This is a genomic window from Cellvibrio japonicus Ueda107, from assembly GCF_000019225.1.
Lineage (GTDB): Bacteria > Pseudomonadota > Gammaproteobacteria > Pseudomonadales > Cellvibrionaceae > Cellvibrio > Cellvibrio japonicus.
In genome coordinates this window covers 3299540-3325032 of the sequence record NC_010995.1, presented here as the reverse complement: position 1 = coordinate 3325032, position 25493 = coordinate 3299540, and the positions used below count along the sequence as shown (strand labels likewise).

At 53.2% G+C, this 25493-nt stretch carries 24 protein-coding genes and 2 tRNA genes; 18 read left to right on the top strand and 8 right to left on the bottom strand.

The window, feature by feature from the left end:
• Nucleotides 1-11: 11 nt before the first annotated feature.
• On the top strand, nt 12-968 hold the full coding sequence (corA, locus tag CJA_RS13705) for a magnesium/cobalt transporter CorA (RefSeq protein WP_012488430.1): 957 nt from the start codon (nt 12-14) through the stop codon (nt 966-968).
• Between the two features lie 149 nt (nt 969-1117).
• A complete protein-coding gene (locus CJA_RS13700; protein WP_041551544.1) occupies nt 1118-2203 on the top strand; it encodes a diguanylate cyclase in 1086 nt (361 codons plus the stop codon).
• Here the strand turns inward: CJA_RS13700 and CJA_RS13695 are convergent.
• Nucleotides 2200-2514 (bottom strand): hypothetical protein, encoded by a 315-nt coding sequence (locus CJA_RS13695; protein WP_012488428.1) that lies wholly within the window; start codon nt 2512-2514, stop codon nt 2200-2202. The genes CJA_RS13700 and CJA_RS13695 overlap by 4 nt on opposite strands.
• 169 nt (nt 2515-2683) lie before the next feature.
• Here CJA_RS13695 and queE point away from each other — a divergent pair, with 169 nt between their 5' ends.
• Together queE and queC are read left to right on the top strand one after the other, a co-directional pair.
• Entirely contained in the window at nt 2684-3334 is a 651-nt protein-coding gene (gene queE / locus CJA_RS13690; RefSeq protein WP_041551542.1) for a 7-carboxy-7-deazaguanine synthase QueE, read from the top strand.
• A 36-nt stretch (nt 3335-3370) separates the two neighbouring features.
• Complete coding sequence (gene queC, locus CJA_RS13685; RefSeq protein ID WP_012488426.1) at nt 3371-4048, top strand: 7-cyano-7-deazaguanine synthase QueC; 678 nt, start codon at nt 3371-3373, stop codon at nt 4046-4048.
• Between the two features lie 5 nt (nt 4049-4053).
• Here queC and CJA_RS18730 read toward each other — a convergent pair whose 3' ends face one another.
• Nucleotides 4054-7974, bottom strand: coding sequence for a bifunctional diguanylate cyclase/phosphodiesterase (locus CJA_RS18730; protein ID WP_012488425.1), 3921 nt, complete (start codon nt 7972-7974; stop codon nt 4054-4056).
• Nucleotides 7975-8307: 333 nt separating this feature from the next.
• On the opposite strand from CJA_RS18730, the gene CJA_RS13675 reads away from it, so the two are divergent.
• From CJA_RS13675 to CJA_RS19900, 8 genes are all read left to right on the top strand, one after another.
• A tRNA-Lys gene (locus tag CJA_RS13675) sits at nt 8308-8383 on the top strand.
• Between the two features lie 83 nt (nt 8384-8466).
• Nucleotides 8467-8542 (top strand) — tRNA-Lys (locus CJA_RS13670).
• A gap of 159 nt (nt 8543-8701) precedes the next feature.
• The gene (gene nadA, locus CJA_RS13665) at nt 8702-9757 is read left to right on the top strand and encodes a quinolinate synthase NadA (RefSeq protein ID WP_012488424.1); all 1056 of its coding nucleotides are present in this window, start codon (nt 8702-8704) and stop codon (nt 9755-9757) included.
• 120 nt (nt 9758-9877) lie between these two features.
• Nucleotides 9878-10750: a 4-hydroxy-tetrahydrodipicolinate synthase gene (dapA, locus tag CJA_RS13660; RefSeq protein WP_012488423.1), complete on the top strand. Its 873-nt coding sequence runs from the start codon at nt 9878-9880 to the stop codon at nt 10748-10750.
• A gap of 52 nt (nt 10751-10802) precedes the next feature.
• Nucleotides 10803-12020 (top strand): outer membrane protein assembly factor BamC, encoded by a 1218-nt coding sequence (bamC, locus tag CJA_RS13655; RefSeq protein WP_238526772.1) that lies wholly within the window; start codon nt 10803-10805, stop codon nt 12018-12020.
• On the top strand, nt 12021-12791 hold the full coding sequence (locus CJA_RS13650; protein WP_012488421.1) for an MBL fold metallo-hydrolase: 771 nt from the start codon (nt 12021-12023) through the stop codon (nt 12789-12791). It begins immediately after the preceding gene.
• A gap of 36 nt (nt 12792-12827) precedes the next feature.
• Nucleotides 12828-13538, top strand: coding sequence for a phosphoribosylaminoimidazolesuccinocarboxamide synthase (gene purC, locus CJA_RS13645; protein WP_012488420.1), 711 nt, complete (start codon nt 12828-12830; stop codon nt 13536-13538).
• Nucleotides 13539-13735: 197 nt separating this feature from the next.
• Nucleotides 13736-13858, top strand: a complete 123-nt coding sequence (locus CJA_RS19900; protein ID WP_012488419.1) for a hypothetical protein — start codon at nt 13736-13738, stop codon at nt 13856-13858.
• A gap of 191 nt (nt 13859-14049) precedes the next feature.
• Here the strand turns inward: CJA_RS19900 and CJA_RS13635 are convergent, their stop codons facing one another.
• Nucleotides 14050-14574, bottom strand: a complete 525-nt coding sequence (locus CJA_RS13635) for a leucine-rich repeat domain-containing protein (RefSeq protein ID WP_012488417.1) — start codon at nt 14572-14574, stop codon at nt 14050-14052.
• Nucleotides 14575-14865: 291 nt separating this feature from the next.
• On the opposite strand from CJA_RS13635, the gene CJA_RS13630 reads away from it, so the two are divergent.
• On the top strand, nt 14866-15519 hold the full coding sequence (locus CJA_RS13630) for a YiaD family glycine zipper/OmpA-like lipoprotein (protein ID WP_012488416.1): 654 nt from the start codon (nt 14866-14868) through the stop codon (nt 15517-15519).
• Nucleotides 15520-15579: 60 nt separating this feature from the next.
• On the opposite strand, the gene CJA_RS13625 is transcribed toward CJA_RS13630, so the two are convergent.
• From CJA_RS13625 to gatC, 5 genes are all read right to left on the bottom strand, one after another.
• Nucleotides 15580-16731 carry an IS4-like element ISCja2 family transposase gene (locus CJA_RS13625; RefSeq protein WP_012485938.1) on the bottom strand — a complete coding sequence of 384 codons (1152 nt, stop codon included), beginning with the start codon at nt 16729-16731 and terminating at the stop codon, nt 15580-15582.
• Between the two features lie 135 nt (nt 16732-16866).
• Nucleotides 16867-17163 carry a PA4642 family protein gene (locus CJA_RS13620; RefSeq protein WP_012488415.1) on the bottom strand — a complete coding sequence of 99 codons (297 nt, stop codon included), beginning with the start codon at nt 17161-17163 and terminating at the stop codon, nt 16867-16869.
• A gap of 11 nt (nt 17164-17174) precedes the next feature.
• Nucleotides 17175-18620, bottom strand: coding sequence for an Asp-tRNA(Asn)/Glu-tRNA(Gln) amidotransferase subunit GatB (gene gatB / locus CJA_RS13615; RefSeq protein WP_012488414.1), 1446 nt, complete (start codon nt 18618-18620; stop codon nt 17175-17177).
• 11 nt (nt 18621-18631) lie between these two features.
• Nucleotides 18632-20086, bottom strand: a complete 1455-nt coding sequence (gene gatA, locus CJA_RS13610; RefSeq protein ID WP_012488413.1) for an Asp-tRNA(Asn)/Glu-tRNA(Gln) amidotransferase subunit GatA — start codon at nt 20084-20086, stop codon at nt 18632-18634.
• An 82-nt stretch (nt 20087-20168) separates the two neighbouring features.
• Complete coding sequence (gene gatC / locus CJA_RS13605; protein ID WP_041552419.1) at nt 20169-20456, bottom strand: Asp-tRNA(Asn)/Glu-tRNA(Gln) amidotransferase subunit GatC; 288 nt, start codon at nt 20454-20456, stop codon at nt 20169-20171.
• Between the two features lie 441 nt (nt 20457-20897).
• Here gatC and CJA_RS13600 point away from each other — a divergent pair, with 441 nt between their 5' ends.
• The 5 genes from CJA_RS13600 to rng are packed head-to-tail and all read left to right on the top strand — an operon-like array spanning nt 20898 to nt 25467.
• Nucleotides 20898-21932, top strand: a complete 1035-nt coding sequence (locus tag CJA_RS13600) for a rod shape-determining protein (RefSeq protein ID WP_012488411.1) — start codon at nt 20898-20900, stop codon at nt 21930-21932.
• Nucleotides 21933-21987: 55 nt separating this feature from the next.
• Complete coding sequence (gene mreC, locus CJA_RS13595) at nt 21988-22884, top strand: rod shape-determining protein MreC (RefSeq protein WP_083766869.1); 897 nt, start codon at nt 21988-21990, stop codon at nt 22882-22884.
• Nucleotides 22884-23369, top strand: a complete 486-nt coding sequence (mreD, locus tag CJA_RS13590) for a rod shape-determining protein MreD (protein ID WP_012488409.1) — start codon at nt 22884-22886, stop codon at nt 23367-23369. Before mreC ends, mreD begins: the two co-directional genes overlap by 1 nt.
• A 14-nt stretch (nt 23370-23383) precedes the next feature.
• On the top strand, nt 23384-24001 hold the full coding sequence (locus tag CJA_RS13585) for a Maf family protein (protein WP_041551539.1): 618 nt from the start codon (nt 23384-23386) through the stop codon (nt 23999-24001).
• Nucleotides 23998-25467, top strand: coding sequence for a ribonuclease G (rng, locus tag CJA_RS13580; protein WP_012488407.1), 1470 nt, complete (start codon nt 23998-24000; stop codon nt 25465-25467). The genes CJA_RS13585 and rng overlap by 4 nt, the downstream gene beginning before the upstream one ends.
• The last annotated feature ends 26 nt before the right edge of the window (nt 25468-25493 follow it).

Sequence of the window (25493 nt, the reverse complement as noted above, 5' to 3'; positions counted from 1 at the left end):
AGACGACACTGATGTTGAGAATGTTTAGGGTTCAAGGTACTGCCCTGCGTGAAGACAAACACGAATACGAACACCTGCGCCAGGCCATGGCCAATTCGCTATGGATTGATGCCCATGAGCCCTCCGATGAAGAGCGGGAGGAGCTGAATACCTTCCTGCGCGCCGAGTTGCCTGAGTCGGACGATGTAGAGGAAATCGAATTCTCGGCCCGCTATTTCCAGGACCAATCCGGCATCCACGTGCACTCCCTGTTTCTCGCACCGGGGGAGTCCGGTCGCCATAGTACGGCAACTGTCGCCTTTATTTTGCAGGATCGCCGCCTGATTACCGTGCGCGAAGAGGACCAGGCCGATTTCCGCTTGCTGCGTATGCGCGCCCGCGCTGGCCAGGTCCATATCAGTTCACCGCAAGACCTGTTGGTTACCATTTTTGAGCAAAAAGTGGAAAACCTGGCGGATGCCTTGGAAGATATCCATCGCAAGTTGGAAGAGGTCAGTCGCATGGTGCTGGAAGACACCGATGCCGAACTGGAGGATGCCATCGATAGGCTGGCCAAGCTGGAAGACAGCAATGGCAAGATCCGCCTGTGCCTGATGGATACCCAGCGCTCGATTTCCTTTTTGCAGCGCCACTTGCGGGAATCCTTTGAGTTGCAGGAAACGGCACGCGAAATCAAGCGCGATGTGGACACCTTGATGTCGCACACGGCCTTCCTGTTTGACAAGATCAACTTCCTGATGGACTCCACCCAGGGCTTCATCAATATCGAACAAAACCAGATCATCAAAACCTTCTCGATTGCCGCGGTCATCTTCCTGCCGCCGACGGTGGTTGCCAGTCTCTACGGGATGAACTTTAGCTTTATGCCTGAGTTGGAGTGGCGCTATGGTTACGTCTGGGCCATATCACTGATGATTGTTTCCGGGTTGGCACCCTACTGGTATTTCAAACGTAAAGATTGGCTGTAGCCGATGGCCCGGTTGGCCATGTCCTTACACTTCTTATGCAGCTTTTATGGATTTTTGGCGCGCAAAACTTTATTTGTCGTAAAAATGCTCTAGGATACGAAGCATGATCATGATTCCTGTATCTGGCACCAAGTGGTAGAAAACAAGGGTTGAACACGACATCATCGACTTCGCGGCGCGGGCTGCGGTTTGTCCGCCGGGTATACCCGGCCAGGGTATTAGGGCTTGGTTTGGGAGCTTTGGTGGTAGGTGCTACGCTCTACCCGCTCAAACAGCCCGCCTGGATCTGGGCACTTTTATTCCTCAACGGATTTGTCTGGCCCCATATTGCCTATTGGCTGGCTAAACGCAGCCAATCTCCTTTCCTGCGCGAACATCTCCATTTACAACTGGATGCCGCCTCAGGCGGATTCTGGGTCGCCCTGATGGGGTTTAATCCCCTGGGTAGTTGCCTGATCCTGATGATGTTGTGGATGAATAATATTGCAGCTGGCGGCTTTCGCCTGTTTTTACGCGGTGTTGTTACTTCCCTGGCCGGACTCTTAATGGGCCTGCTGGTGGTGCGCAGCTTTTTGCATTGGGAGTTCAACCTGAGCAGTGACCCGGTGATGATCTATGCGGCCTTACCCATGCTGGTGATTTATCCACTTGCGATAGGCTCCATTACCTATCGTTTTGCCATGCAGTTACACAGCCAAAAAGAACTGCTTAAACACTTGAGCCGCACCGATGGATTGACCGGGCTGTTTAACCGCAGTTATTGGGAGGAGCGGGTGCTGGCGCTGATTAACCAAACCCAGCGCAGCGGCCAGCCTTTATGCCTGGTACTGTTGGATGTGGATCATTTCAAAATGATCAATGATACCTATGGCCATGGTCGCGGCGACCAGATACTCCAGCAAATTGCACAGTGCCTGCAAGTCAATCTGCGCGAACACGAATTACTGGGGCGCTATGGCGGTGAGGAGTTTGCCCTGGCCTTGGCTAATACCTCTCTGCCGGCAGCCCTGGCAACGGCGGAACGCTTGCGCCAGGCCGTTGCCACTATGAACTTTGCCGATGAACATGAACCCCGGCTGGCGCCTTTGTGTTGCAGCATCAGCTTGGGTTTAGCGCCCTGGCAACCGGGGATCAGCTTCCTGGAGTGGCAGCGGGCGGCTGACCAGGCGCTGTATCAGGCCAAGCGTGAAGGTCGTAATCGCAGCTGTATTTATCAGCCCCAGGAAAGCCCCTAGTCTTCCACCCATTCCCAGCGCAAGGGCTGCCCAAAGTCATCCAGGATGACGCGCTTGTGGGGGCGAGGCTTGCGCTGCCTGGCTGGTGCTTGGGGCTTTTTGCGGGCTTCTATGGCGGCAACCACTTCCGGTACGGGAGTGCGGTCTTCGTGGCTGGTACCCTCAAAGATACTGATCAAGGGGCTTTGTGCGTAAGGGCGACCGCTAAGACCGCGCGGTACTTCATTGACCTTGCCGCCTGTGCGCAGGTATTCCCGGACTTGCTCTTCCAGTTCGTTATGCAGCTCGCGGCGGGTTTTCGTGGGTTTCATAGCTCTACAGCAGCGTTAGTCAGCCAAAATATCGGGTGAACAGGGATCTGCCAGCATACCAGTGCAGGGTTGGGCGAGTAAATCGCGCCGCTTTTGGGTACACTGCGCGTCTTTTGTCAATCGACACCTTAAGCATTACTTATCCTCGTCCGGATTTCCAATCGCATCCATGACCCAGGCCAGCCTAAAAATCACCGAAATCTTCTACTCGCTGCAAGGTGAGGCGCGCACTGTGGGCTTGCCTACGGTGTTTGTGCGCCTGACGGGATGCCCATTACGCTGTGGCTATTGTGATTCGGAGTACGCTTTTTATGGTGGTGAGCGCTTGTCGCTGGATGAGATCCTGGCGCGCGTTGCCCGTTATCACCCACGTCATGTTTGCGTCACCGGTGGGGAGCCTATGGCGCAGCGCGAGTGTGTCACCCTGCTGAAGATGCTCTGCGATGCCGGTTACGGCGTATCGCTTGAGACCAGTGGTGCCATGCCCCTGGAGGATGTAGACCCGCGTGTCAGCAAAGTGATGGACCTCAAAACCCCGGGCTCGGGGGAGGTGGGGCGCAATCGCTGGGAGAATATCCCGCTGTTGGGTGAGCAGGATCAGGTCAAGTTTGTCATCTGTAATCGCGAAGATTACGAATGGGCCAGATTCAAGCTGGATGAGTACGAACTCGCCAGCCGCGCAGGTGAGGTGCTTTTTTCACCTTCTCATGGACAGGTAAAGCCGGTGGAGCTGGCGGAGTGGATTCTCGCCGACAATCTCCCCGTACGTTTTCAATTACAGCTGCATAAGTTGCTGTGGAACGATGAACCCGGCCATTGATCGGGTTGTTGTCATTGTTGATGAGGAGCTAAGCCTATGTCGCGTAAAAAAGCAGTGATCCTGGTTTCCGGGGGGCTGGATTCCACCACGGTGATCGCTATTGCCCGCAGCCAGGGCTATGACTGTTACACCATCAGTTTCGATTATGGCCAGCGCCATCGCGCAGAGCTAAAGGCGGCGGAAATTACCGCCAAAGCCCATGGCAGCCTGGAACATAAGGTTATTCGCCTGGACCTTGGCGCTATCGGCGGCTCGGCATTGACAGATACGTCTATTGATGTACCTGAAGAGGAGACCAGCGGCATTCCGGTAACTTATGTACCTGCGCGCAATACCGTGTTTTTGTCGATTGCCCTGGGATGGGCAGAAGTCCTGGGGGCTTTGGATATTTTTATTGGCGTTAATGCGGTGGATTATTCCGGTTACCCGGATTGCCGTCCCGATTACATTGCCGCCTATGAGACGATGGCCAACCTGGCCACCAAGCGCGGTATCGAAGGTGAGCGACTCCATATTCGCACCCCCCTGATCAACCTGACCAAGGCGCAAATTATCCAGCAAGGGCTGGCCTTGGGGGTGGATTACCGCCTGACCGTCTCCTGCTACCAAGCCAATGATGGCGGTGAAGCCTGCGGTAAATGCGATTCCTGTCGCCTGCGCAAGCAGGGCTTTGAGCAGGCAGGTGTCGCCGATCCAACACGTTACGCGTTCTAACGCTGCTAATCGCTCATGCTGTGCCGGATCAATTGCTGCGGCATATGGATCAGTTCCTCAAAGGCATCCAGCGGCATGGGCTTGCCGAAGTAATATCCCTGGAACAGCAGGCAGCCATTTTGCTCAAGAAATTGTTTTTGTAATTCCGTTTCCACACCCTCGGCAATGACATTCAGGTTCATATTGGCCGCCATGGCAATAATGGTGCGCACGATAATCGCATCATTGGGGTCTATCGTAATATCCCGCACAAAGGTTCGATCAATTTTCAACTGATCCAGGGGTAATTTCTTCAAATAGGACAGGGACGAATAACCTATACCGAAATCATCCATCGCGAAGCTAATGCCAAATTCTTGCAAGCGCTGCATTTTTTCGATGCTGTGCTCAACATTTTTTAGCAGGGAGCTTTCTGTCAGTTCCAGCTTCAGGTGGTTAGGATTGACATCGTAGTCCAGCACGCAGCTGATAACATCTTCAACAAAACTGGATTGGTTGAATTGAATGGGGCTGACATTCACTGCCAATGTCAGGTGCCCAAAGCCCGGTTGCTGCTGCCAACATTGCAATTGTTTGCAGGCCATGCGAATTACCTGGCGACCGATGGCAACAATCAATCCGGTTTGCTCGGCTACCGGAATAAAATCACCTGGTGCAATGGTTCCCTTGCGCGGATGTATCCAGCGCAATAGTAACTCGGCACCAAGCACTTCACCGGTATGATTCACCTGCGCTTGATAATAGGGGGTTAACTGGGTTCCGGACTCATGGGCACTGCGTAAGTCTGCTTCTATTTCAGCGCGTTTTTCCAGGCGCGATTGCATGTGCGGATCAAAGAAGCGAATGGTATTGCGTCCACCGTCTTTCGCTTGGTACATGGCTACGTCGGCATGACGTAACAGATCATCAATGGATGTATTATTCGCATTAAACAGGTTGACCCCTATGCTGATCGTGCAGTGATATACCGATTGTTGTAGCGGGTAGGGCAAATTAATTAATTCGTGCAGCTGTTCTGCGCGATGCTTGGCCTCCAGTGCCGCTTTGTCCGGGTCTGTGCCCAGATTGTCAAACACTACGACAAACTCATCGCCTCCCAGGCGCGCTGCCAAATCTGTGGTGCGAATAATACTGCTGATACGCTCCGCTACCTGTACCAATAGTTGGTCGCCAATATGGTGGCCTCGGGTATCGTTGAGTAATTTGAAGTGATCCAGGTCAATAAACAACAATGCACCTTGCTGGCTGGTTCGGGCACTTTGGGCAATAATCAGTCGCAAGCGATCCATAAGCATCCGGCGATTGGGCAGGCGGGTGAGTGGATCAAAGAATGCCAGGCGATAAATCTGTTCCTGATCGCTGGCACGGTTAAGTTCACCGGAAATTCGTTCCGCAAAAATCAATAGTAGCGAGCGTACCTGGGGTGAGACATTTAAGGCTTTCTCACTCATGACGATCAGGATGCCCACATGCTGCCCTTGTGGATTGCGAATTCCCACACCGAGATAACTATCGATATTGCTCAGTTGGAAAAGGTGGTCATCGGGATATTGTATTTTTGCCCCGGTGGTGATGAAGCAGAGATTCTCATCCACAACGTTGGCACAGGGTGTACCGTTCAGTGAATAGTCAAAATTTTCCTGGAGTTGTCCGTACTTGATATAGGTGTGGGTACTGGCCTGTGCGGGATCATCGGGGTTGAGCAAACTGATCAGCACATGCTCCACTTCGAGTGCTTCTGCCAGTGCGCGCAACATGGTTTCAAAAAAGTCTGCTGTCGAGGCCGTATCGGCAGCGGCAGCAGCCAGTGCTGCGTCCAAACGCTTGCGTTCAGTAATGTCCTGTAAGGTACCGCGCATACACAGTGTGCCATCAGCATGTTCGTCGATATTGCCCTGGACCGCAAACCAGTAAGGATGGCCATGTAATAGCAGATTGATTTCAGTTGCTATCGGGGTTTTGTGTTCAAGGCTGGTACTCAGGCTTTGGATAAAATGGCGGCGTTGTCCGGCGGGCATGCATCCTGCCAGAAAGGGTTTGAGTTGCCCGGTGAGCTGTGCTGCAGGCAAGCCGAATAGTTCCACCATGGAGCGGCTGAATTTATAGCTATCGTCCTGTGGATCCCATTCCCAGTAGGCCAGGCGCGCCATGATCTGTGCACTTTCCAATAAGCGTTCGCTCTGGCGCAGGGCTCCTTCAATCTGGCGGCGCTCCATTAATTCCTGTTCCAACTGTTGCAGGGCATCGCGCTGGGTGCTCAGGTCTATATCGAGACAATACATTTCCTTATTGTCCAGCGTATTGATCATCACATGGTTGGAATAAACCCACACCTCTTCACCTTTGGCATTGTGTAACGGCAATTCCCCGGAGGGGATCGCCTGGTTATGCAGATGCCAGTTTTCTATTGCATTGAAAACGTCATTGCGCATGAAGGGGGGAATGATCAGATGTTCCAGTTTTTGGCCCATGGCCTCCTGGGCGCTAAAACCGTAGAGATCTTCACTGGCTTTATTCCAGAAAATAACTTCGTGGTAGCGGTTGTATCCCTGTACGGCGATATTGCGTGTCGCTTCAAATATATTGCGAAAACGCTGTTCATTGGCGAGGTCGGCCTGGTAAATATTCACTCGTTTGGTGATATCGCGTACCAGGCAGACAAACCGGTCTTCATGGGGGCGTTGCCCGCTGCTTTTGGCAATGGAGAGTTCGTACCAGAGGCTTTGTGTGCCCTGGATAAGATGGATACTTTTACCTTGTGATATCCCCCAGTCGTCTGCCTCATGGATTGCCTGTGACCAGGTTTGCCAGGCATCGCTAGGCAAAAGTTCGCGCAGCTCGCGACCCGGCAATTCATGGCTGTGCAAGCCATGCCAATGAGTGGGGCCATTGGCCCAGAGGCAATGCCCTTCACGGTTGGTTTCGATCAGCAGGTCGGGGATGGCGTGGATAATCGCTTCCAGGTGCTTTTTCTGCTGGGCCTGCTCGTGTGATGTTTCATCCAACTGGTGGCTTGCGGTACGCAACTGGGTATGTGCCGAGGTGATCATCAACCCCAGGAGGGTCATGCAAAAGCCATAAATCCAAATCATCCAGGCGCTGAGTTGTGTCGAATCGAAGCTCAAGGGACCCAACCCCTGGATGGTGGATACCAGGGCGACAAGACCGAACCCCAGGGTGGACAGGCTGGCACCGGGCAGCCCGAACCTCAAACCGGCCCAGGCCATGCATATAAAACTGGTGAACAGGATCGGCAGATGTATAACCCCTGCCGGAGAATGGCTGGTCAGGTTGTTGAGCGGAAAGCACAGGGCTGCAACAACCAGGCTGGCCAGAATAATCAGGATTAGCTCCCGTGGCTGGGCCAGGGCGCGACGGCATTCGCCCAGGGAAAAATTCACCAACAGGGGCGCGGCCAGGAATACACCAAGGCTGTCCCCCATCCACCAGTTCAGGAATCCTTGCGCCACAGAAAACACCTCGCGTCCCAGCAGCAACAGGCTGAGGCTACCGGTCGCTGCGGAGACGATCATGCCCAGGGCACTGAATAGCAGAAAACCTATGCTATCGCGCGGCGTCAGGCGGGTGATGTTGCTATCGGTGCGGCGCAGGAGATAACAAGTCAGTAGCGGTGCAAGGGTATTGCCAAGGGCAATTAACCCGCTATTGAGCCAGGGGAGGCCGGTACTGAGCGAAACGATAAGGGCCGCGAGGAATACCCCCGGCCATAGCGTCCAGGAATACCGGTAAAAAGCGGCAACTGCTATACCTGTCGGTAACCAGAAAAGGGTGATATTGCCATCGCTAAGCGGAATATTAAGGCCCAGCCAACCGGTAATCCCATAGGCCAGGGCTACCGCCAGCTGTAGTGGCCACATATTGCCGATAATAGATGTACCGCCATTCCTAGGTAGAGAAACAGACATGCTTAGTCTCGTTAGTATTGAGCTTCCCTTGCGCCTACTGGCTGCTCGGACATTCCGCAACAACCGGTAAACACCGGTAAGTGTCGGGACAAACGTCACTTAAGCATAGGTGAGGTTTGCTGCCATTGAGTCGCTGGTTGCACAGAGCTATGGTTTCCGGGCCTGAATTATTGAATCCTGTGATGCCCTGACACATTTTTTCGGGTTGTTTCCAAACTTAGCAAAAAGTTCTTTTAATAACCAATATCTATTAAGCAATTGGTGGTTAACGAAAAACGGCTAAAAAAAACTTGTCTTTTCGATCTAAAACAGTATTATACGCGCCTCGCATTTGGGTCGTTAGCTCAGTCGGTAGAGCAGTTGGCTTTTAACCAATTGGTCGCTGGTTCGAATCCAGCACGACCCACCATTTTAGCCAGGCAAATTCATGCCAGGCACAGTAAGCATGCGACAGGTGTCATCCACCTGCAAGCTTGTTAGCAGCCGTTTTCAGGGTCGTTAGCTCAGTCGGTAGAGCAGTTGGCTTTTAACCAATTGGTCGCTGGTTCGAATCCAGCACGACCCACCAGATTCGCAGTTACGACTGCAACCAAAAGCGCCGCAAGGGCGCTTTTTTGTTTTTTCGGATGAAGATTCTTCCGGCACAGTTGAACGCCGGTGCTGTGATAGAATTTGCCGCCTACCGGTGTGGTATCTATTGCCGGTTATTATTCCTGTGAGGCCTTGCATGTCTGAAGAGCTGAATGTCGCTGTCCGTCTCGATCACTCCCGCGATCTGGTAAAAGAGCATCTGGCGCGCCTATGGAGCGCCCCGGTATACACACCGGAACAGGAGGCTGATTACAAAGCGCGCATTAAAGGACTGCTAAAACAGCACAATGCCGTGTTGGTTGCACACTATTACACCGATCCATTGATCCAGGCGCTGGCAGAAGATACCGGTGGCTGCGTTTCGGATTCCTTGGAAATGGCGCGTTTTGGCAAGAATCACCCGGCAGAAACCCTGATTGTGGCCGGGGTAAAATTCATGGGGGAAACGGCCAAGATCCTGTCCCCGGAAAAACGTGTCCTTATGCCCACCCTTGAAGCTACCTGCTCGCTGGATTTGGGATGCCCGGCCGACGAGTTTGCCGCTTTCTGTGATCAGCATCCGGATCGTGAGGTTGTGGTGTATGCCAATACCTCGGCGGCGGTGAAGGCGCGCGCTGATTGGGTGGTGACTTCCAGTATTGCGCTGGATGTTGTGGACTATCTCGATCGCCAGGGCAAAAAGATTCTCTGGGCACCGGACAAGCATTTGGGCGCTTATGTCCAGCAAAAAACCGGTGCAGATGTGCTCCTGTGGGATGGGGCCTGTATTGTGCACGAGGAATTCAAGGCCAAAGGGGTTGAGGATTTAAAGCTGCTTTACCCCGGCGCCGCGGTGTTGGTTCACCCGGAGTCACCCAGGGCTGTGGTGGAGTTGGCCGATGTGGTTGGTTCTACCTCGCAACTGATCAAGGCTGCGCAAACCCTGCCCAATCGCGAGTTTATTGTGGCGACGGATCAGGGCATCTTTTACAAAATGCAACAGCTCAACCCGGACAAGGTATTCCATATCGCACCCACTGCGGGCAGTGGGGCGACTTGCCGCTCCTGTGCTAACTGTCCCTGGATGGCAATGAATGTGCTCGATAATCTGGTGGATGTGTTTGAGCGCACCGACAATGAAATTTTTGTTGATCCGCACTTGGCGCAACGCGCCATGGTGCCCTTGCAGCGCATGCTGGATTTCAAAAAGTAAACAAGCGGGTTCATTCCCCTGAATCCGCTTGTTTAGCTGCGCCTGCCTCAGTACCATGGCGCCTTCTTCCGGATACACGCACGCCTATTTACGCGATAACGATCTACAACGGAGTCACTGATGATTCAAGGCAGTATGGTTGCCCTGGTAACCCCAATGCATGCAGACAACACCCTCGACTGGGACAGTCTGCATAAATTGGTCGATTGGCACCTGGAACAGGGGACCCACGCCATAGTGGCGGTTGGTACTACGGGTGAATCCGCCACCTTGGATGTGCAGGAACACTTGCAAGTGATTAAACGTGTAGTTGATCAGGTAAACGGGCGTATCCCGGTGATTGCCGGTACTGGCGCCAACTCTACCAGTGAAGCCGTCGAGTTGACCCAGGCTGCCAAAGATGTGGGTGCCGATGCCTGCCTGCTGGTAACCCCCTATTACAACAAGCCAACCCAGGAAGGCTTGTTCCTGCATCATGAATATATCGCCAATGCAGTGGCCATTCCCCAGTATCTCTACAACGTTCCCGGCCGTACCGGGGTGGACATGAAACCGGAAACTGCCCTGCGTTTGGCGCAGGTGCCCAATATTGCAGGTATCAAAGAGGCAACGGGTGACCTGGAGCGGGCTAGATTGCTCATTGACCAGGCTCCGCCAGGTTTTGCGATTATCTCCGGCGATGACGCCACAGCGGTGGAATTAATTCTTTTAGGTGGCCAAGGGGATATTTCTGTCACTGCGAATGTCGTACCTGCTGCCATCGCACGTATGTGTGAACTGGCACTGGCGGGAAAGGCTGAAGAAGCGCGCACTATCAACACGCAACTGCTGCCATTACATACCGCCATGTTCGTTGAGTCCAACCCGATTCCGGTCAAATGGGCTGTGGAACAATTGGGGTTGATTCAATCGGGCATTCGCCTGCCGCTGACACGCCTGTCGGCGCAGTACCATCAACAGGTTAAAACAGCCATGCAACTGGCTGGCCTTTAAGGCTGGCCAGCTCTGGTGCTGTTTGGCCAGAGGTTGTTTTACGACGATTTTCATGAGTCCTGATGCTGACATGACAATAATGACCACCACCTGCCAACGCTTTACTGCTTTCTCCTGCTATGCCGCGCTCTCGCTCTTCTGTGTGATGTTGTCGGGTTGTGGTTTGTTTTTTGGGGAAGAGGGGATTTTTCGCAATCGCGAAAGTGATTACCTGAAAGCTGACAATATTCCTCCTTTGGTTTTGCCTCCAGGCAAGCACTCCCAGGCCATGGGTGAGCTGTACCCGATTCCCGCCATTACAGCGACAGATTTTGGCTATGACCCGGAGGCGTCCGGTTTCGACGTGCCGCGTCCCATGCCTATTTCCGCTAACCTGGTGCAGGAGAACGTAAAAATCCAGCGCGTGGGAGGGGAGAGTTGGATTCTGCTGAATGTTTCTCCCGGCGAGGTGTGGCCGCGCGTGCGCAATTTTTTGAATGTCAACGACCTGGCTGTGAGCCGCGCAGACATTGGCAAGGGGATTATTGAAACCAGTTGGCTGCAATTTAAAACCGATCTCAACACCTATGACCGTTATCGCCTGCAAATAGACCAGGGCGTCCAGCCGGAAACCAGTGAAATCCATATCCTGCACATGAGTATTCCGGTCAGTGAAAAGGATCGTGCCCCCGATGCAGCCTGGCCGCGCCGCTCGGTAAATGCAGAGCGTGAAAAATGGTTGTTGGACGAACTGGCTGCAACCCTGGCCAGTGATGTCAGTGAAGGCGGCACCTCACTCCTGGCGCAGTCGATTGGGGGTTCTGTAAAAGCGGGGCTGACCATGGTGCGCGGTGAGCCCGTATTAAATATCAAACTGGATCATCAGCGTGCCATGGCAACCCTGGGTTATGCCGCTAAGCAGGATGGATTCACGACCTTCGAGTCCGATGCGGATGCCGGTTTGTTTTACGTTGAATACATAGATCCGGAAGAAAACAAACCGGGTTGGTTGCGCCGACTGTTCCGTATTGGCCTGGATCCCAAACCGCCGACAACACCCTATAGCCTGGCGCAGATCAAAACCAATATGCTGACCGGGGATGATTTCAAAAACGCACCTGTCTCCAATCGCCGCAAAGAGAAAGAACTGCCCAAGGCACCCGGTTACCTGTTGGTGATTAGCGGTGATGAAGGCAATTACCAGGTCCAGATCCGCGACCCTTATGGTAAGCGCTTAAAATTGGGTGAGTCGCGTGAGCTGCTGACGCTGTTGCGTAAAAATCTGATTTAAATGGATGGTCCGTTTCGTTTTGCATCCCTGGGGAGTGGCAGTCGCGGCAATGCCACTCTGGTGAACTGGGGGCAGGGCCATGTATTGATTGATTGTGGATTCAGTGTCAGGGAGGCGGAGCAGCGTCTGGCCCGTTTTGAGTTGAGCCCGGGTAACCTTGATGCGATCTTAGTGACGCATGAACATGCGGATCATATCAAAGGGGTAGCGGCCCTGGCGCGTCGCTACCAGTTGCCCGTCTATATGACGCCCGGGACTTACCACAGCCGTTCATTGGGCGAACTGCCGGATTTGCGCCTGATAGAATCCTATACCCCATTTAACATTGGAAACTTGTGGGTGCAGCCGGTTGCTGTGCCCCATGATGCACGTGAGCCGACACAGTTTGTGTTTGAGTATGCTGGCCGCCGCTTGGGAATACTGACGGATTTGGGTAGTATTACGCCCCACGTCGAAGCCTGTTATCAGGATCTGGATGCCATGGTGCTGGAGGCCAATCACGATCCGGTGATGTTGGCCTATGGCCCTTACCCCCACTCCCTGAAACAGCGAGTGGGTGGTCATTGGGGGCATCTAAGCAACCAGCAGGCGGCCGGTTTCTTGCAGCGCTTGAACTGTGCGCGTTTGCAACACTTGGTTGTGGCACATATCAGCCAGCAGAATAACTCGCTTGCAGTAGCCCAGGCAGCGCTAGCGCCTGTTACTGCAGCGGTCAAACAGGTTACCTATGCTTGTCAAAATCAGGGTTTTGACTGGCTGTCGGTGGTCTAATCCTTTTTGGTTTTCATTTTTTCAGGCAGATCCATCATGGAAAAACGCGAGCAACTTTACGCGGGTAAAGCAAAATCCATTTTTAACACTGACGACCCGGATCATCTGGTCATGCTCTTCCGTAACGACACTTCGGCCTTTGATGGCAAGCGTGTCGAGCAACTGGATCGCAAGGGCATGGTGAACAACAAGTTCAATGCGTTCATCATGGGCAAATTACAGGCTGCTGGCATCCCTACCCATTTTGTAAAGCTCTTGTCGGATACTGAAGCCCTGGTTAAAAAAATGGACATGATTCCTGTGGAGTGTGTGGTGCGCAACCTGGCCGCCGGCTCCCTGGTTCGTCGCCTTGGTGTGCAGGAGGGCCAGGTATTGAATCCGCCCACCTTTGAGCTTTTCCTCAAGAATGATGCCTTGGGTGACCCAATGATCAATGAATCCCATGTAGAGTCGTTTGGCTGGGCAACTCGTGAGCAATTGGCGCGCATGAAAGAGCTAACCTTCAAAATTAATGAAGTACTCAAAGATCTGTTTGCCGCAGGCAATATGCTGTTGGTGGATTTCAAGGTGGAATTTGGGCTGCACAAAGGCGAAGTTATCCTGGGCGATGAGTTCTCACCGGACGGTTGCCGCCTGTGGGATAAGGATACGCGTGAAAAGCTTGATAAAGACCGTTTCCGTCAAAATCTGGGCAATGTGGTTGAGTCCTACGAGCTGGTTGGCCAGCGTTTGGGATTAACCTTCTAAGCCTGTTATCCGGTTGGCTGTCTATGTAAAGGGAGCAAATGTCGCTCCCTTTTTTCTTATAGCAATTTGTTACTTTTTTCACGCTTTTAGGTTATTGGCGGCATATTTCACTATTCTGGCTATACTCTGGCAATTGATAGCAAAATCGCAAGCCCGGCTATGGCTGCTGTTGGGTATAAACCTTGGGAGAAAAGACTGTGATCGAACGTCGAATGTATGAACGTACCTCTACTTCCTTTCGGGTTGAGATGTCCCATCCGAGTTTTGGCACTATTGTTGGCTTTGCCAAAGACATCTCTGACGGCGGTGCCCAGGTATAGATTGAAAACCAGGTGTGCCCTCCGATTGGCACCGAGGTGATGGTGAAATTCCGTAAAACCATTGGCGCTGTTAACCAGGATGCTGTGCCGATGAGGGTTGTACACCAACTGCGCAATACTATCGGTTTAATGTTTATCAAGGGAAAATCAGTCTAGCCATCCTCGGTCAGGTTATTTCCTGCTGGATTTATTTACGAATCGCAATGCCCGGGCCATATCACCTTGGCCTTTTGTTCTGCCAGGTTGCGTTTGAGTTGATCCAGGGAGGCGCAGCGCAAGCGGCTGACTTCAGCCAGATTAAGCTCCTGCAGATTAACCAAAGGCAACAGGGCCGTGGCATCTTCAATAGGATTGCCGGTGAGTACCAGTCTCTGCAGTCGCGCCAATTTGCCCAGTGTGGTCACATCCGTGAGTTGGTTGTAGGCCAGGTTCAGTTCACTTAACGCATAGAATTTTTCCAGACCGGCTAATGAGCGAATACCTGCATTACTGCAGTTCAACTGGGTCAGTTGTTCAATCTGGGTGATTTGCTTATCGCTGATGGTTTGTTCAACGCAGCCTGCCAGAAGTTCATCGGTAATTTGATAATCCTTGAATAATCCCGGTGGTGTATAAATGACTTTGTCATTAAGGCTAACGGAATATTTCTGGCAACCTGTAATGCCAAGTACCAGAACCAATAGTAACCAGCAGGGTTTGTGAAATACTGTGTTCATAAAAGTGCCCACTCTGGCGTAAAGTTGTAGTTCCATTTAACAGAATAGATCAAATAGCAGAGGAATCTGCTGGCGCATTGTTGCAGTCTCTGGCCTAATATGACAACTCTGAATTGCGATGAGTGTCGTCAAAGTTCAGTTGTTGTTCAGTCGGGGACAACAAAAATGCAGGTACATTTTTGCAGGTGGCGCAGGTTAGTTTCTGGTAATTCGGTTAAGAGCTACAACCCACCTGCATAAAGGAAGCTTCGTTTTACACCAACAGGTTTTATTCACAGAGAGAAACACTCCATGAAATACATCATCGCACTCTTGCTCAGTTTTACCATGATCGGTTGTACGACAACAGATCCCTACACTGGCGAGCAAAAAACCAGTAAAACCGCAAAAGGAGCCGGTATTGGTGCCGTCGCTGGCGCGGTGTTGGGAGCGGCAACAGGCGACAACGCCAAAGATCGCCGTGAGCGTGCCCTCAAGGGCGCCGCTATTGGTGGTGTTATCGGTGGTGGTGTAGGTAACTACATGGACCGCCAGGAAGCCAAGCTGCGCGCCGAGCTGCAAGGTACTGGTGTACAGGTGAGACGCGAAGGTAATAACCTTTATCTGATCATGCCTGGCAATATCACCTTTGCAACCAGTAGCGCTGATATCCGCTCGGATTTCTTTCCGGTGTTAAATTCTGTTGCCAAGGTTGTAGCTGAGTTCAACCAGACCTCGATTCGAGTAACCGGCCATACCGATTCTACCGGTAGTGATAGTATTAACCAGCCACTCAGTGAGCGCCGTGCGGACAGTGTTGCTATGTATCTGCGCAGCCAGAAAGTGGCCAGTGCGCGTATTCAGGCATATGGTTATGGTTCACGCTATCCCGTTGCCAGCAACGATACACCGACGGGGCGCGAGCAGAATCGTCGTGTAGAACTGGAATTGATTCCGAACGAATAAGCTCTTTTTCACGCCAATAAAAAAGGCAGCTGTGGCTGCACTGCTGTCCCATAGTTCTACTCATAAGGCGAGCCTCATTTGAGGCTCGCTTTTTTTATGATTCGGCGGGTCCGGTATCAGGATGCTTTTTAGACTCCTACGCTCAAACAAATTTAACTGAATTACCCTCATGATCCGTTGAACTGTCCATCCCGCTTTAGTGCTGTGACGCGAAAATGCCAACAATAGATACGTAATCATGGCAATCCAAATTTGTGTTAACACCGCATTTCTTGAAGTGCCCACAAACGCTTTGATCTTCAGGTTTTGTTTGATCGCTTTGAAGAACAACTCCACCTGCCAGCGATCCTTATAAATCGCTGCAATTGTGGCCGCCGCCAGCTGAAAGTTGTTGGTGAGAAACTCATAGAATTTGCCGGTTGTTGCGTCACGATAGCCAATTCGACGCAACTTCGGTGCGCCGCGTTTGATCGCATGAGCGCTGGATAATTGAATGACCTGATCACTGATAATACCTTTGCTGCTGTCGGCATAGCGACGTTCTTCCACGCGATAGACGGCTTTGGCGCGCAAGCGGGTTACAAAGAAAACTCCTTTATCTGTCAATAACTTAAACCAGCGGTAATCCACGTAGCCTTTATCAAACGCAACGATGCTGCCTTTGGGAAAATCAAATTTTCGTCCCTCAATCATGTCGTTTTCCTGGCCATCACTGAGTGCGACAAACTCCGGCACTTGGGTGCCATGATTCAGGCCAACACTTAATTTTACATTTGCTGTGTCATCTCGATGCGCCGCCCAGGGAAATACCGACAGCGATAAATCAATCGCGCTGGCATCAAGGGAGTACAGCGGATTTTTAAACTGGAATTTGTGTTTGCCCTGCATGGATTTACAGCGGTGAAGCAGACGAGCAAATACGTGTTTGTAGAGTTCGGCGGGCTGTACTTCGTTGATTCGTGCCAACGTTGAACGGGCTATTGGCTTGGCACCGAGATGATAAAGTTTATGCTGCTGTGCTTCGAGATTGGATTGAATATCACGCAAGCTTTGGCGGCCAGAGAGCTGCGACATGGCCATGCCGACAAATTGATCCCAGCGGGTGGCCGAGCGCAATTTTTGGCCGACATGATGCTTTTTAGCTTCCGCTTCAAATTCATGTCTCGATAAAGGTTTGAGTAGTTGATGAAATGCGGTGTTAGAATGTGACAAAGCCTGTTTTCCTTTGTTTTACCAATGTTTGGTCGCACTTACATTGTATCAACTTGGAAAACAGGCTTTTCTTTTATCTACAAACTATGGGACAGCAGTGGCTGTGGCTGCCTTTTTTATTGGACTGGTGAAAGGTTATTGTGCTCCTGCGGCTTCTAGTGCCAGTGCATACTCCTCACCGTTGCGATGGTGCTTCACCACTTGCAAAAATGTTTTCCCCTCTGGGCCTACAGCATTCAGATCTCGACCCGCTTCTGCAAACAGGCGCACGAAGGTGCTGAAGTTTTCCCCGCGCATGCCGCGGTAGGCTTTTTCCAGTAAATGATAATCTGCATTGACGCCGGCTGGTGCCGGATAGTCCAAAAAGGTTTTGATCCGCTCCTCGTCAAAAATTTCACCGAGGACTTTTTCTTTGTCTTTGCGTAGGCTCATGTTGCTATCTCTTAAGTGTTCAATTTTTTCAGTAACAATTCGTTCAGTGCCTGCGGGTTGGCCTGGCCCTGGCTGGCTTTCATTACCTGACCCACGAAGAAGCCGAGCATTTTAGGGCGCTTGCTGTCGTCGGCATTGCGGTAGTTGTCCACCTGCTGTGGATTTTTCGCGATAACCTCATCGATCATTTTTTCCAGCGCGCCGGTATCGGAGACCTGTTTTAAACCGCGCGTATCGATAATGCTATCGGCATCGCCTTCGCCGTTGCAAATGGCTTCAAACACCAATTTGGCGATTTTGCTGGACAAGGTGCCGTCTTTAATGCGTGCTATCAGGCCTGCCAGTAATTCAGGGGTGACAGTGGAGTTGCTAATGCGTTGTTCGGTCTTATTCAAATGAGCTGCTAATTCACCCAGCACCCAGTTGGCCGAGAGTTTGGCATCCTGCGACAGTTGTGCCGTTTGTTCGAAGAAAGCGGCAACCAATTTATCGGCAGACAGTTGGCCTGCATCGTAGCTGCTTAGTGCGTATTGCCCGATAAAGCGCGCCTGGCGAGCATCGGGCAGCTCCGGCATTTGCTGGCGTACAGCGTCGATATAGTCGTCATCCAGAATGACGGGCAGCAGGTCGGGGCAGGGAAAATAGCGGTAGTCGTTGCTGTCTTCCTTACTGCGCATGCTGCGCGCCTTTTTGGTGTCGCCGTTGTACAAACGGGTTTCCTGAATAATTTTGCCACCGTCTTCCAGTACATCGATTTGGCGCTCTACCTCCAGGGCAATCGCCTCTTCCATAAACTTAAAGGAGTTGAGGTTTTTGGTTTCGGTGCGGGTACCGAATTTTTCCTGGCCTTTGGGGCGCACAGAAATATTGACGTCGAAACGCATGGAACCCTGGCTCATATCGCCGTCGCAGATTTCCAGTGAGGTGACAATGGAATGCAGTTTTTTGGCGAAGGCCACGGCCTCTTCAGCGCTGCGCATATCCGGCTCGGTAACCACTTCAATCAGCGGTGTGCCGGCGCGGTTCAGGTCGATACCACTCATACCGGCAAAGTCTTCATGCAGGGATTTACCCGCATCTTCTTCCAGGTGCGCGTGATGGATGCGCACGCGCTTGGTGCGGCCCCCCTCAAGTTCCAGGTCAACATAACCAGCGCCAACGATTGGCTCGGCCAACTGCGTGGTTTGATAGCCTTTGGGCAAATCCGGGTAGAAATAATTTTTGCGCTCAAACACCGAGCGTTTGCCAATTTCAGCATTGACTGCCAGCCCAAACATGGTGGCGAAGCGGAAAGCTTCGGCGTTGGGTGTTGGCAGGGTGCCGGGTAGCGCCAGGTCAATCGCACAGGCCTGGGTATTTGGCTCAGCGCCAAAAGCGGTGCTGGCGCCGGAGAAAATTTTGGTTTTGGTGGCGAGTTGAACGTGTACTTCCAACCCGATAACAGTTTCCCATTGCATAGTCGTTGCTCCTATTCAATGCCTGGGGCAGTTTGCTGGTGGAAGTCGGTGGCCTGCTGGAATTGGTGCGCTGCATTGAGCAGTTGCGCTTCGGCAAAGAAGTTGCCAATGAGTTGCAAGCCGACCGGTTTGTCATCCACCAATCCGCAGGGAATGGAAAGGCCGGGCAGACCCGCCAGGTTAGTGGCGATGGTGTAGATATCTTCCAGGTACATGGCTACCGGGTCCTTGCCCTTGGAGCCGAACTCAAACGCAGGTGAAGGCGAGGTGGGGCCGAGGATGACATCCACATGGTGGAAGGCATCGACGAAATCCTGCTTGATCAGGCGGCGTACTTTTTGCGCCTTGCTGTAGTAGGCGTCGTAGTAGCCGGCAGAGAGTGCGTAGGTGCCCACCAGTATCCGGCGTTTTACCTCGGCGCCGAAACCCTCACTGCGCGAGCGCATATACAGGTCCATCAAGTCTTTTGGATCTTCGCAGCGATGGCCGTAGCGCACACCGTCGAAGCGCGACAGGTTGGCGGAGCATTCCGCCGGGGCAATCACGTAGTAAGCCGGTACGGCCAGGTGGGTGTGTGGCAGGCTGACGCTGTGAATGCTGGCGCCCAGGCTTTCGTAAACCTTAATGGCGGCTTCCACCAGGGCTGCTGTTTTCGGATTTAACCCTTCGCCAAAATATTCTTTGGGTACACCAATACGCAGGCCGTTGAGTGGTTTGTTCAGGTCTGCGGTGTAGTCGGGTACATCGCGTTCTATACAGGTGGAATCCTTGGGGTCGTAACTCGCCATGTCATTGAGCAGCAGGGCGGCATCTTCGGCGGTGCGCGACAGTATGCCTGCCTGGTCCAGGCTGGAGGCAAAGGCAATCATGCCCCAGCGGGATACGCGACCATAGGTGGGCTTGATACCGGTAAGGCCACAGAGAGCAGCTGGCTGGCGAATGGAGCCGCCAGTGTCTGATGCAGTGGCGGCAGGTGCCAGGTGGGCGGCAACGGCGGCGGCAGAGCCACCTGAAGAGCCGCCGGGTACGCAGTGGGTGTTCCAGGGGTTTTTCACCGGGCCGTACCAGCTGGTTTCGTTGGATGAGCCCATGGCGAACTCGTCCATATTGGTTTTACCCAGCATTACCACACCTGCTTTCAGGTAGTTTTCCACGATGGTAGCGTTGTAGGGGGCAATAAATTTGTCGAGCATTTTAGAGGCGCAAGAAGTGCGCACACCCGCTGTACAGAAAATGTCCTTGTGCGCAATAGGCACACCGCAGAGGGCGGAGGTGTTCCCTGCTGCCAGGCGTTTATCGGCAGCGGCTGCCTGTTGCAAGGCGACATCTCCGGTAACAGTGATGTAACTGTTGTAGGTGTTATCAAGCCGCGCGATGCGGTCGAGGTAATGCTGGGTGATTTCGGTGCTGGAAAAGTCTTTATTGCGCAGACCTTTAACCAGCTCGGCAATGGTGAACTGATGCATTGCGAAAGTCCTGATCCTGTTCGGTGATATTTCACCGGCTTATAAAAATGAGTGCGATGCTGCCGGCCTGTAGAGCAGGCGGTTATTCAATGACCTGGGGTACCAGGTACAAACCATCCTGGATTGCCGGGGCGATGGATTGGAATAGCTCGCGCTGATTGGGTTCATTCACCTGGTCAGGGCGCAGGCGCTGGGTAGCGTCGAGCGGATGCGCCATCGGCAGTACATCATCGGTATTGACCGCTTGTAGTTGGTCAACGAGGGCGAGGACATCGGAAATGCTCTTGGCTGCTTCAACAGCCGCTTCATCGGAAATCTGTATACGTGCCAATGTGGCCAGCTTGGCAATATCAGAGGTATCTACAGCCATGGGGTTTAACTCCAATTGGTGGAATACAGGTAGCACTGCCTGGTTCCATCGGTGCGCAAACCGGATGACGCCAGGCGGGGAGCGGGTGCTCGGGGTAAAAATAGGCGGCCAAGGTACCACATTTGTGCCTGCCTCTAAATCCCTGATACCGGTGAGAGGCCTGGTTGGGAATTGCCCCTTGCTGTTTTCCCGAAAAAAACCTGGAAAAATTCCTTTCGGCAGGTGATTTAGCTCAGATAAATGTAAAAAATTCACTTATACTTCACCGCTTTAAAACGCTACCGGAACTTTTGCCGCTCCCGAAGGTAGATTGCAGCGGGTTATCGTGAAGTGTCCGGTACTTTGTGGATGCAGTTGCGTCACTCATTTCAGTCAGCTGTGCCTGGCTCAGAATTCTTTCTACTAAAAACAGTTTCTTGATTATTAAGGCTTCGTTTCGACATGTTAAAACTTCTGCGTGGGGCTTTCTCCAACGACCTTTCCATCGACCTGGGTACAGCAAACACTTTGATCTACGTCCGCGGACGCGGCATCGTATTGAACGAGCCGTCGGTAGTGGCGATTCGCCACCACAATGGCACCAAGATTGTTGAGGCTGTCGGTGTAGAGGCCAAGCGTATGCTGGGTCGTACTCCGGGTAACATCACCGCCATTCGCCCCTTGAAAGATGGTGTGATTGCCGATTTCCAGGTGACTGAAAAAATGCTCCAGCATTTTATCCGCAAAGTGCATGAAAACTCCTGGTTTAACCCCTCCCCACGCGTATTGATCAGTGTTCCCTGCCTGTCCACCGAAGTTGAAAAGCGCGCGATTCGCGAATCGGCCATGGGTGCCGGTGCGCGTGAAGTTCGCCTGATTGAAGAGCCTATGGCGGCGGCGATTGGCGCTGGCCTCAAGGTGGCAGAGGCCAGTGGCTCCATGGTGGTTGATATCGGTGGTGGTACTACCGAGATCGCGGTTATTTCCCTCAATGGTGTGGTTTATTCAGATTCAGTGCGCATCGGTGGCGACCGTTTTGACGAGGCAATTGTTAACTATGTGCGCCGCAACTACGGCAGTGTGATTGGTGATGCCACTGCTGAGCGTATCAAGCAGGAGATCGGCTGTGCCTTTGCCGGTAGCGAGATCCGTGAGATTGACGTGCGCGGCCGTAACCTGGCTGAAGGCGTACCGCGCAGCTTTACCCTGAGCAGCGATGAAATCCTTGAAGCATTGCAAGATCCGCTGGCGGGTATCGTCCAGGCAGTGAAAAGTGCCCTGGAGCAGTCGCCACCGGAATTGGCGTCCGATATTGCCGAAAGCGGGGTTGTGCTGACCGGCGGCGGTGCCTTGTTGCGCGATATTGATCGTCTCCTGTCCAATGAGACTGGCCTGCCCTTTATTGTGGCGGATGACCCGCTGACCTGTGTGGCTCGCGGTGGCGGTATGGCCCTGGAAATGAGCGATAAGCGCAATATCGACCTGTTATCGTCGTAATTCGGCACTGGGCGGTGTGCCTTTGCCATCGCCCGGTTAAACGGGGGATTTCACCATTAAACCGTTATTTTCCCGAGGGTCTTCGGCCAGCTCCCGCGCCTTTCTACTCATTTTTATCATCATGGGGGTAGTGGTGGTCGGCCTTTATACCGATCGCCTGGAGCCGGTGCGTGAGCGCTTGTCATTCCTCGTGACACCGTTCTATCAACTCACCGATATTCCCCGCCGTGTTAATGATTGGCGCAAAGGGCTATTTGTATCCCGTGCCGATTTGCAGTTGGAGAACGACCACCTCAAGGCAGAGCTGTTGATTCACCAGCGTAAGCTCCAGCAAATGGCTTCCCTGGCTGCCGAGAACGTGCGTTTGCGCCAACTGCTCAATGCCAGTGAGATGCTGCAGGACAGCGTCCTGATCGCTGAACTTATCGGGGTTTCGCCGAATCCCCTTAGCCATAAAGTGATGATCAACCGGGGCAGTAGTGCGGGGGTGTTCAAGGGGCAGCCGGTGCTGGATGCCTTTGGCCTGATGGGTCAGGTGGTGGAAGTGAGCAATGAGAGCAGCACCGTCTTGCTGATTTCCGATGCAACCCATGCCATTCCGGTACAGGTTAACCGCAATGGTGTACGTGTTATCGCCGAGGGGACGGGCGACCTCAACCGGCTTAGCTTGCGCCATGTATCGGCCAATACGGATATCCGCGAGGGCGACCTGCTGGTAAGTTCCGGCCTGGGGGAGCGCTTTCCGGTGGGATATCCCGTCGCCGAGGTTGAGCGAGTGGTGCGCGATCCGGGCAAGGCTTTTTTGACGGTAACAGCCAGGCCTATGGCGAAACTGGATCGCAGTCGCCATCTTTTGCTGGTATTCGAGAACCGTGACCAGGCGGGAAAAACCCAGTTGTTGAACCCGAGGGCCAGGGCGGCATCCAGCGTTTCTGGCGGCGGAGAGCAATAATGTTTTCGCGTGTTGGATTATGGGCGATGATGTTACTCAGCTACCTGCTGGCCCTGATCCTGTCTGTCTATCCGCTGCCTTTCATCTGGCAATGGTGGCGCCCTGAATTTGTGTTGGTTGTGGCTATTTACTGGATGTTAAACATGCCGCAGTCCGTGAGCCTGGTTTTTTTGTGCGTGCTGGGTTTGTTCCAGGACTTGCTGGAGAGTGTGCCCTTTGGGCAACACAGCCTCGGGTTGATTATCGTGGCCTATATTTGTTTTCTCTCTTACCAGCGGGTGCGCAATTTTCCTCGGTGGAAACAGGCGGGATGGGTATTTGTCCTGGTGGGGATTGCCCAATTGACCGATAACTGGGTTCAGTCCATGGCCGGGCGCCAGCTGTCCGGTGTCGCGTTTCTTTATCCTGCCGTCACCAGCGCTATCTTTTGGCCTTTCTGTTGTGTTTGGCTCGATCGTTTGTGCCAGCGTTACCAACTCCACTGATACAGGTCGTCCGTGTGAGTGATCCGTTTATCTACCTTGCCTCCCAATCGCCGCGCCGCCGTGAACTGCTGCACCAGATAGGCGTTGCCCATCGTGTGGTATCAGTGGATGTCGCGGAAACGCCCGCCCCCCATGAGAGTGCGCTGGTGTATGTGCAGCGCCTGGCGCGCGAAAAGTCTGCCGCTGGCTGGGCCGCTGTTGCTGCTGCCGGTTTGCCCGCAGCTCCCGTACTGGGGGCGGATACGCTGGGGGTGCTGGATGGGGTCATCCTGGAAAAACCGCGCGATCGCACCCATGCCCTGGCAATGTTGCGCCAACTGTCCGGGCGCACACACCAGGTCATTACTGCGGTGGCTTTGCGCAATAGGGAGCGGGTGCTGGAGCGTCTTTCGATAACCGAGGTGCGCTTTCGCGCTTTGAGCGATGCGGAAATTGCCGCTTACTGGGAAACCGGTGAGCCGCGTGATAAGGCCGGTAGCTATGCTATCCAGGGATTGGGGGCTGTGTTTGTGGAATCTATCCAGGGCAGTTATTCCTCGGTAGTTGGCTTGCCCATTGAAGCAACCGTTGCCCTGTTACGAGAGCTGGGCGTGCCCTGGTGGCAAGCGCCGATGCAGGAGAGTCCGGTGTGAGTGAAGAAATCCTGATTAATGTTTCTCCTGTGGAGACACGTGTTGCCCTGGTGGAAAATGGGGTCTTGCAGGAGTTTTACCTGGAACGTCGCCATGGGCTGACCTATGTTGGCAATATCTACCGCGGCAAAGTCGTCAGGGTATTGCCGGGTATGCAGGCTGCCTTTGTGGATATTGGCTTGGAGCGCACCGGGTTTATCCACGCTGCCGATATGATGCCGGAACCCCCCGAGGGCGAGCTGCGTCGCAGCGAGGTGCCGGATATCCGCAGCCTGGTGCGCGAAGGTGACACCCTGTTGGTCCAGGTGGCCAAGGATCCTATCAGCACCAAGGGCGCGCGCCTGACGACCCATCTAACGCTGTCTTCCCGCTATTTGGTGTACATGCCCAATTCATCCCACATAGGGGTGTCTACCCGTATTGAGGATGAGCCCGAGCGCGAGCGCTTGCGCCAGATTGTGGAGCGAGTGGTGGCAGAAGAGTCGATTCCGGGTGGCTTTATTGTACGCACGGTGGCTGAAGGGGCAGATGAAGCGGCTATTCTTGCAGATATCCCCTTCCTGCAGCAGTTGTGGACGGATCTGAGTGCCAGGCTGCCGAGCCTGGGAGTGCCTGCGGAACTTCACCGCGATATGCCACTCTATCTGCGCGCTCTGCGCGACATGGCGCGTGCCCCTATTGATCGGGTGCGAGTGGATTCGCGCCTGACCTGGCAGCAAATGCAGGATTTTGCCAGTAAATATGCGCCGCAACTGGTCGACCTGATTGAGTTGTACAGTGGTGAGCGCCCGCTGTTGGAGCTCTATGGCGTCGAAGAGGAATTGCGTCGCGCCCTGGAAACCCGGGTGCCGCTCAAATCCAATGGTTATCTCATCATTGAGCAAACCGAGGCCATGACCACGGTAGATGTGAATACCGGTGCCTTTGTGGGCCATCGCAACCTGGAAGAAACCATTTTCAAGACAAACCTGGAAGCGGCAACGGCGATTGCGCGTCAATTGCGCTTGCGCAACCTGGGTGGGATCATCATCCTCGACTTTATTGATATGAAGGACCCGGAGCACCAGCGGCAGGTGTTGCGTACCCTGGAAAAAGCCCTGGAAAAAGACCTGGCCAAGACCCGCATTACCGGCGTTTCGGAGTTGGGTTTGGTAGAAATGGCGCGCAAGCGCACCCGTGAGTCGCTTGGCCAGTTATTGTGCGAGCCCTGCCCGGTGTGTCAGGGGCGCGGCCAGGTCAAATCTGCCGAGACCGTGTGCTACGAGATTTTCCGTGAAGTCCTGCGTATGGCGCGGGCTTACGATAATGATAAGTTTTTGGTGCTGGCATCCCAGGTGGTTGTGGATCGCCTGCTGGATGAGGAGGCCAGTTACGTGGCTGACCTGGAAGCGTTTATCCAGCGAACCATTGAATTCAGGGTTGAAGCACTTTTCCACCAGGAACAGTACGATATTGTGCTGGTCTAGCTGACCAGTGGATGCCTGACAACAAC

Coding starts and splice junctions, on each gene's coding strand:
- corA (WP_012488430.1), top strand. CDS start 12: ATGTTGAGAATGTTTAGGGTTCAAGGTACTGCCCTGCGTGAAGACAAA.
- CJA_RS13695 (WP_012488428.1), bottom strand. CDS start 2,514: ATGAAACCCACGAAAACCCGCCGCGAGCTGCATAACGAACTGGAAGAG.
- queE (WP_041551542.1), top strand. CDS start 2,684: ATGACCCAGGCCAGCCTAAAAATCACCGAAATCTTCTACTCGCTGCAA.
- queC (WP_012488426.1), top strand. CDS start 3,371: ATGTCGCGTAAAAAAGCAGTGATCCTGGTTTCCGGGGGGCTGGATTCC.
- CJA_RS18730 (WP_012488425.1), bottom strand. CDS start 7,974: ATGTCTGTTTCTCTACCTAGGAATGGCGGTACATCTATTATCGGCAAT.
- nadA (WP_012488424.1), top strand. CDS start 8,702: ATGTCTGAAGAGCTGAATGTCGCTGTCCGTCTCGATCACTCCCGCGAT.
- dapA (WP_012488423.1), top strand. CDS start 9,878: ATGATTCAAGGCAGTATGGTTGCCCTGGTAACCCCAATGCATGCAGAC.
- bamC (WP_238526772.1), top strand. CDS start 10,803: ATGAGTCCTGATGCTGACATGACAATAATGACCACCACCTGCCAACGC.
- CJA_RS13650 (WP_012488421.1), top strand. CDS start 12,021: ATGGATGGTCCGTTTCGTTTTGCATCCCTGGGGAGTGGCAGTCGCGGC.
- purC (WP_012488420.1), top strand. CDS start 12,828: ATGGAAAAACGCGAGCAACTTTACGCGGGTAAAGCAAAATCCATTTTT.
- CJA_RS13635 (WP_012488417.1), bottom strand. CDS start 14,574: ATGAACACAGTATTTCACAAACCCTGCTGGTTACTATTGGTTCTGGTA.
- CJA_RS13630 (WP_012488416.1), top strand. CDS start 14,866: ATGAAATACATCATCGCACTCTTGCTCAGTTTTACCATGATCGGTTGT.
- CJA_RS13620 (WP_012488415.1), bottom strand. CDS start 17,163: ATGAGCCTACGCAAAGACAAAGAAAAAGTCCTCGGTGAAATTTTTGAC.
- gatB (WP_012488414.1), bottom strand. CDS start 18,620: ATGCAATGGGAAACTGTTATCGGGTTGGAAGTACACGTTCAACTCGCC.
- gatA (WP_012488413.1), bottom strand. CDS start 20,086: ATGCATCAGTTCACCATTGCCGAGCTGGTTAAAGGTCTGCGCAATAAA.
- gatC (WP_041552419.1), bottom strand. CDS start 20,456: ATGGCTGTAGATACCTCTGATATTGCCAAGCTGGCCACATTGGCACGT.
- CJA_RS13600 (WP_012488411.1), top strand. CDS start 20,898: ATGTTAAAACTTCTGCGTGGGGCTTTCTCCAACGACCTTTCCATCGAC.
- mreD (WP_012488409.1), top strand. CDS start 22,884: ATGTTTTCGCGTGTTGGATTATGGGCGATGATGTTACTCAGCTACCTG.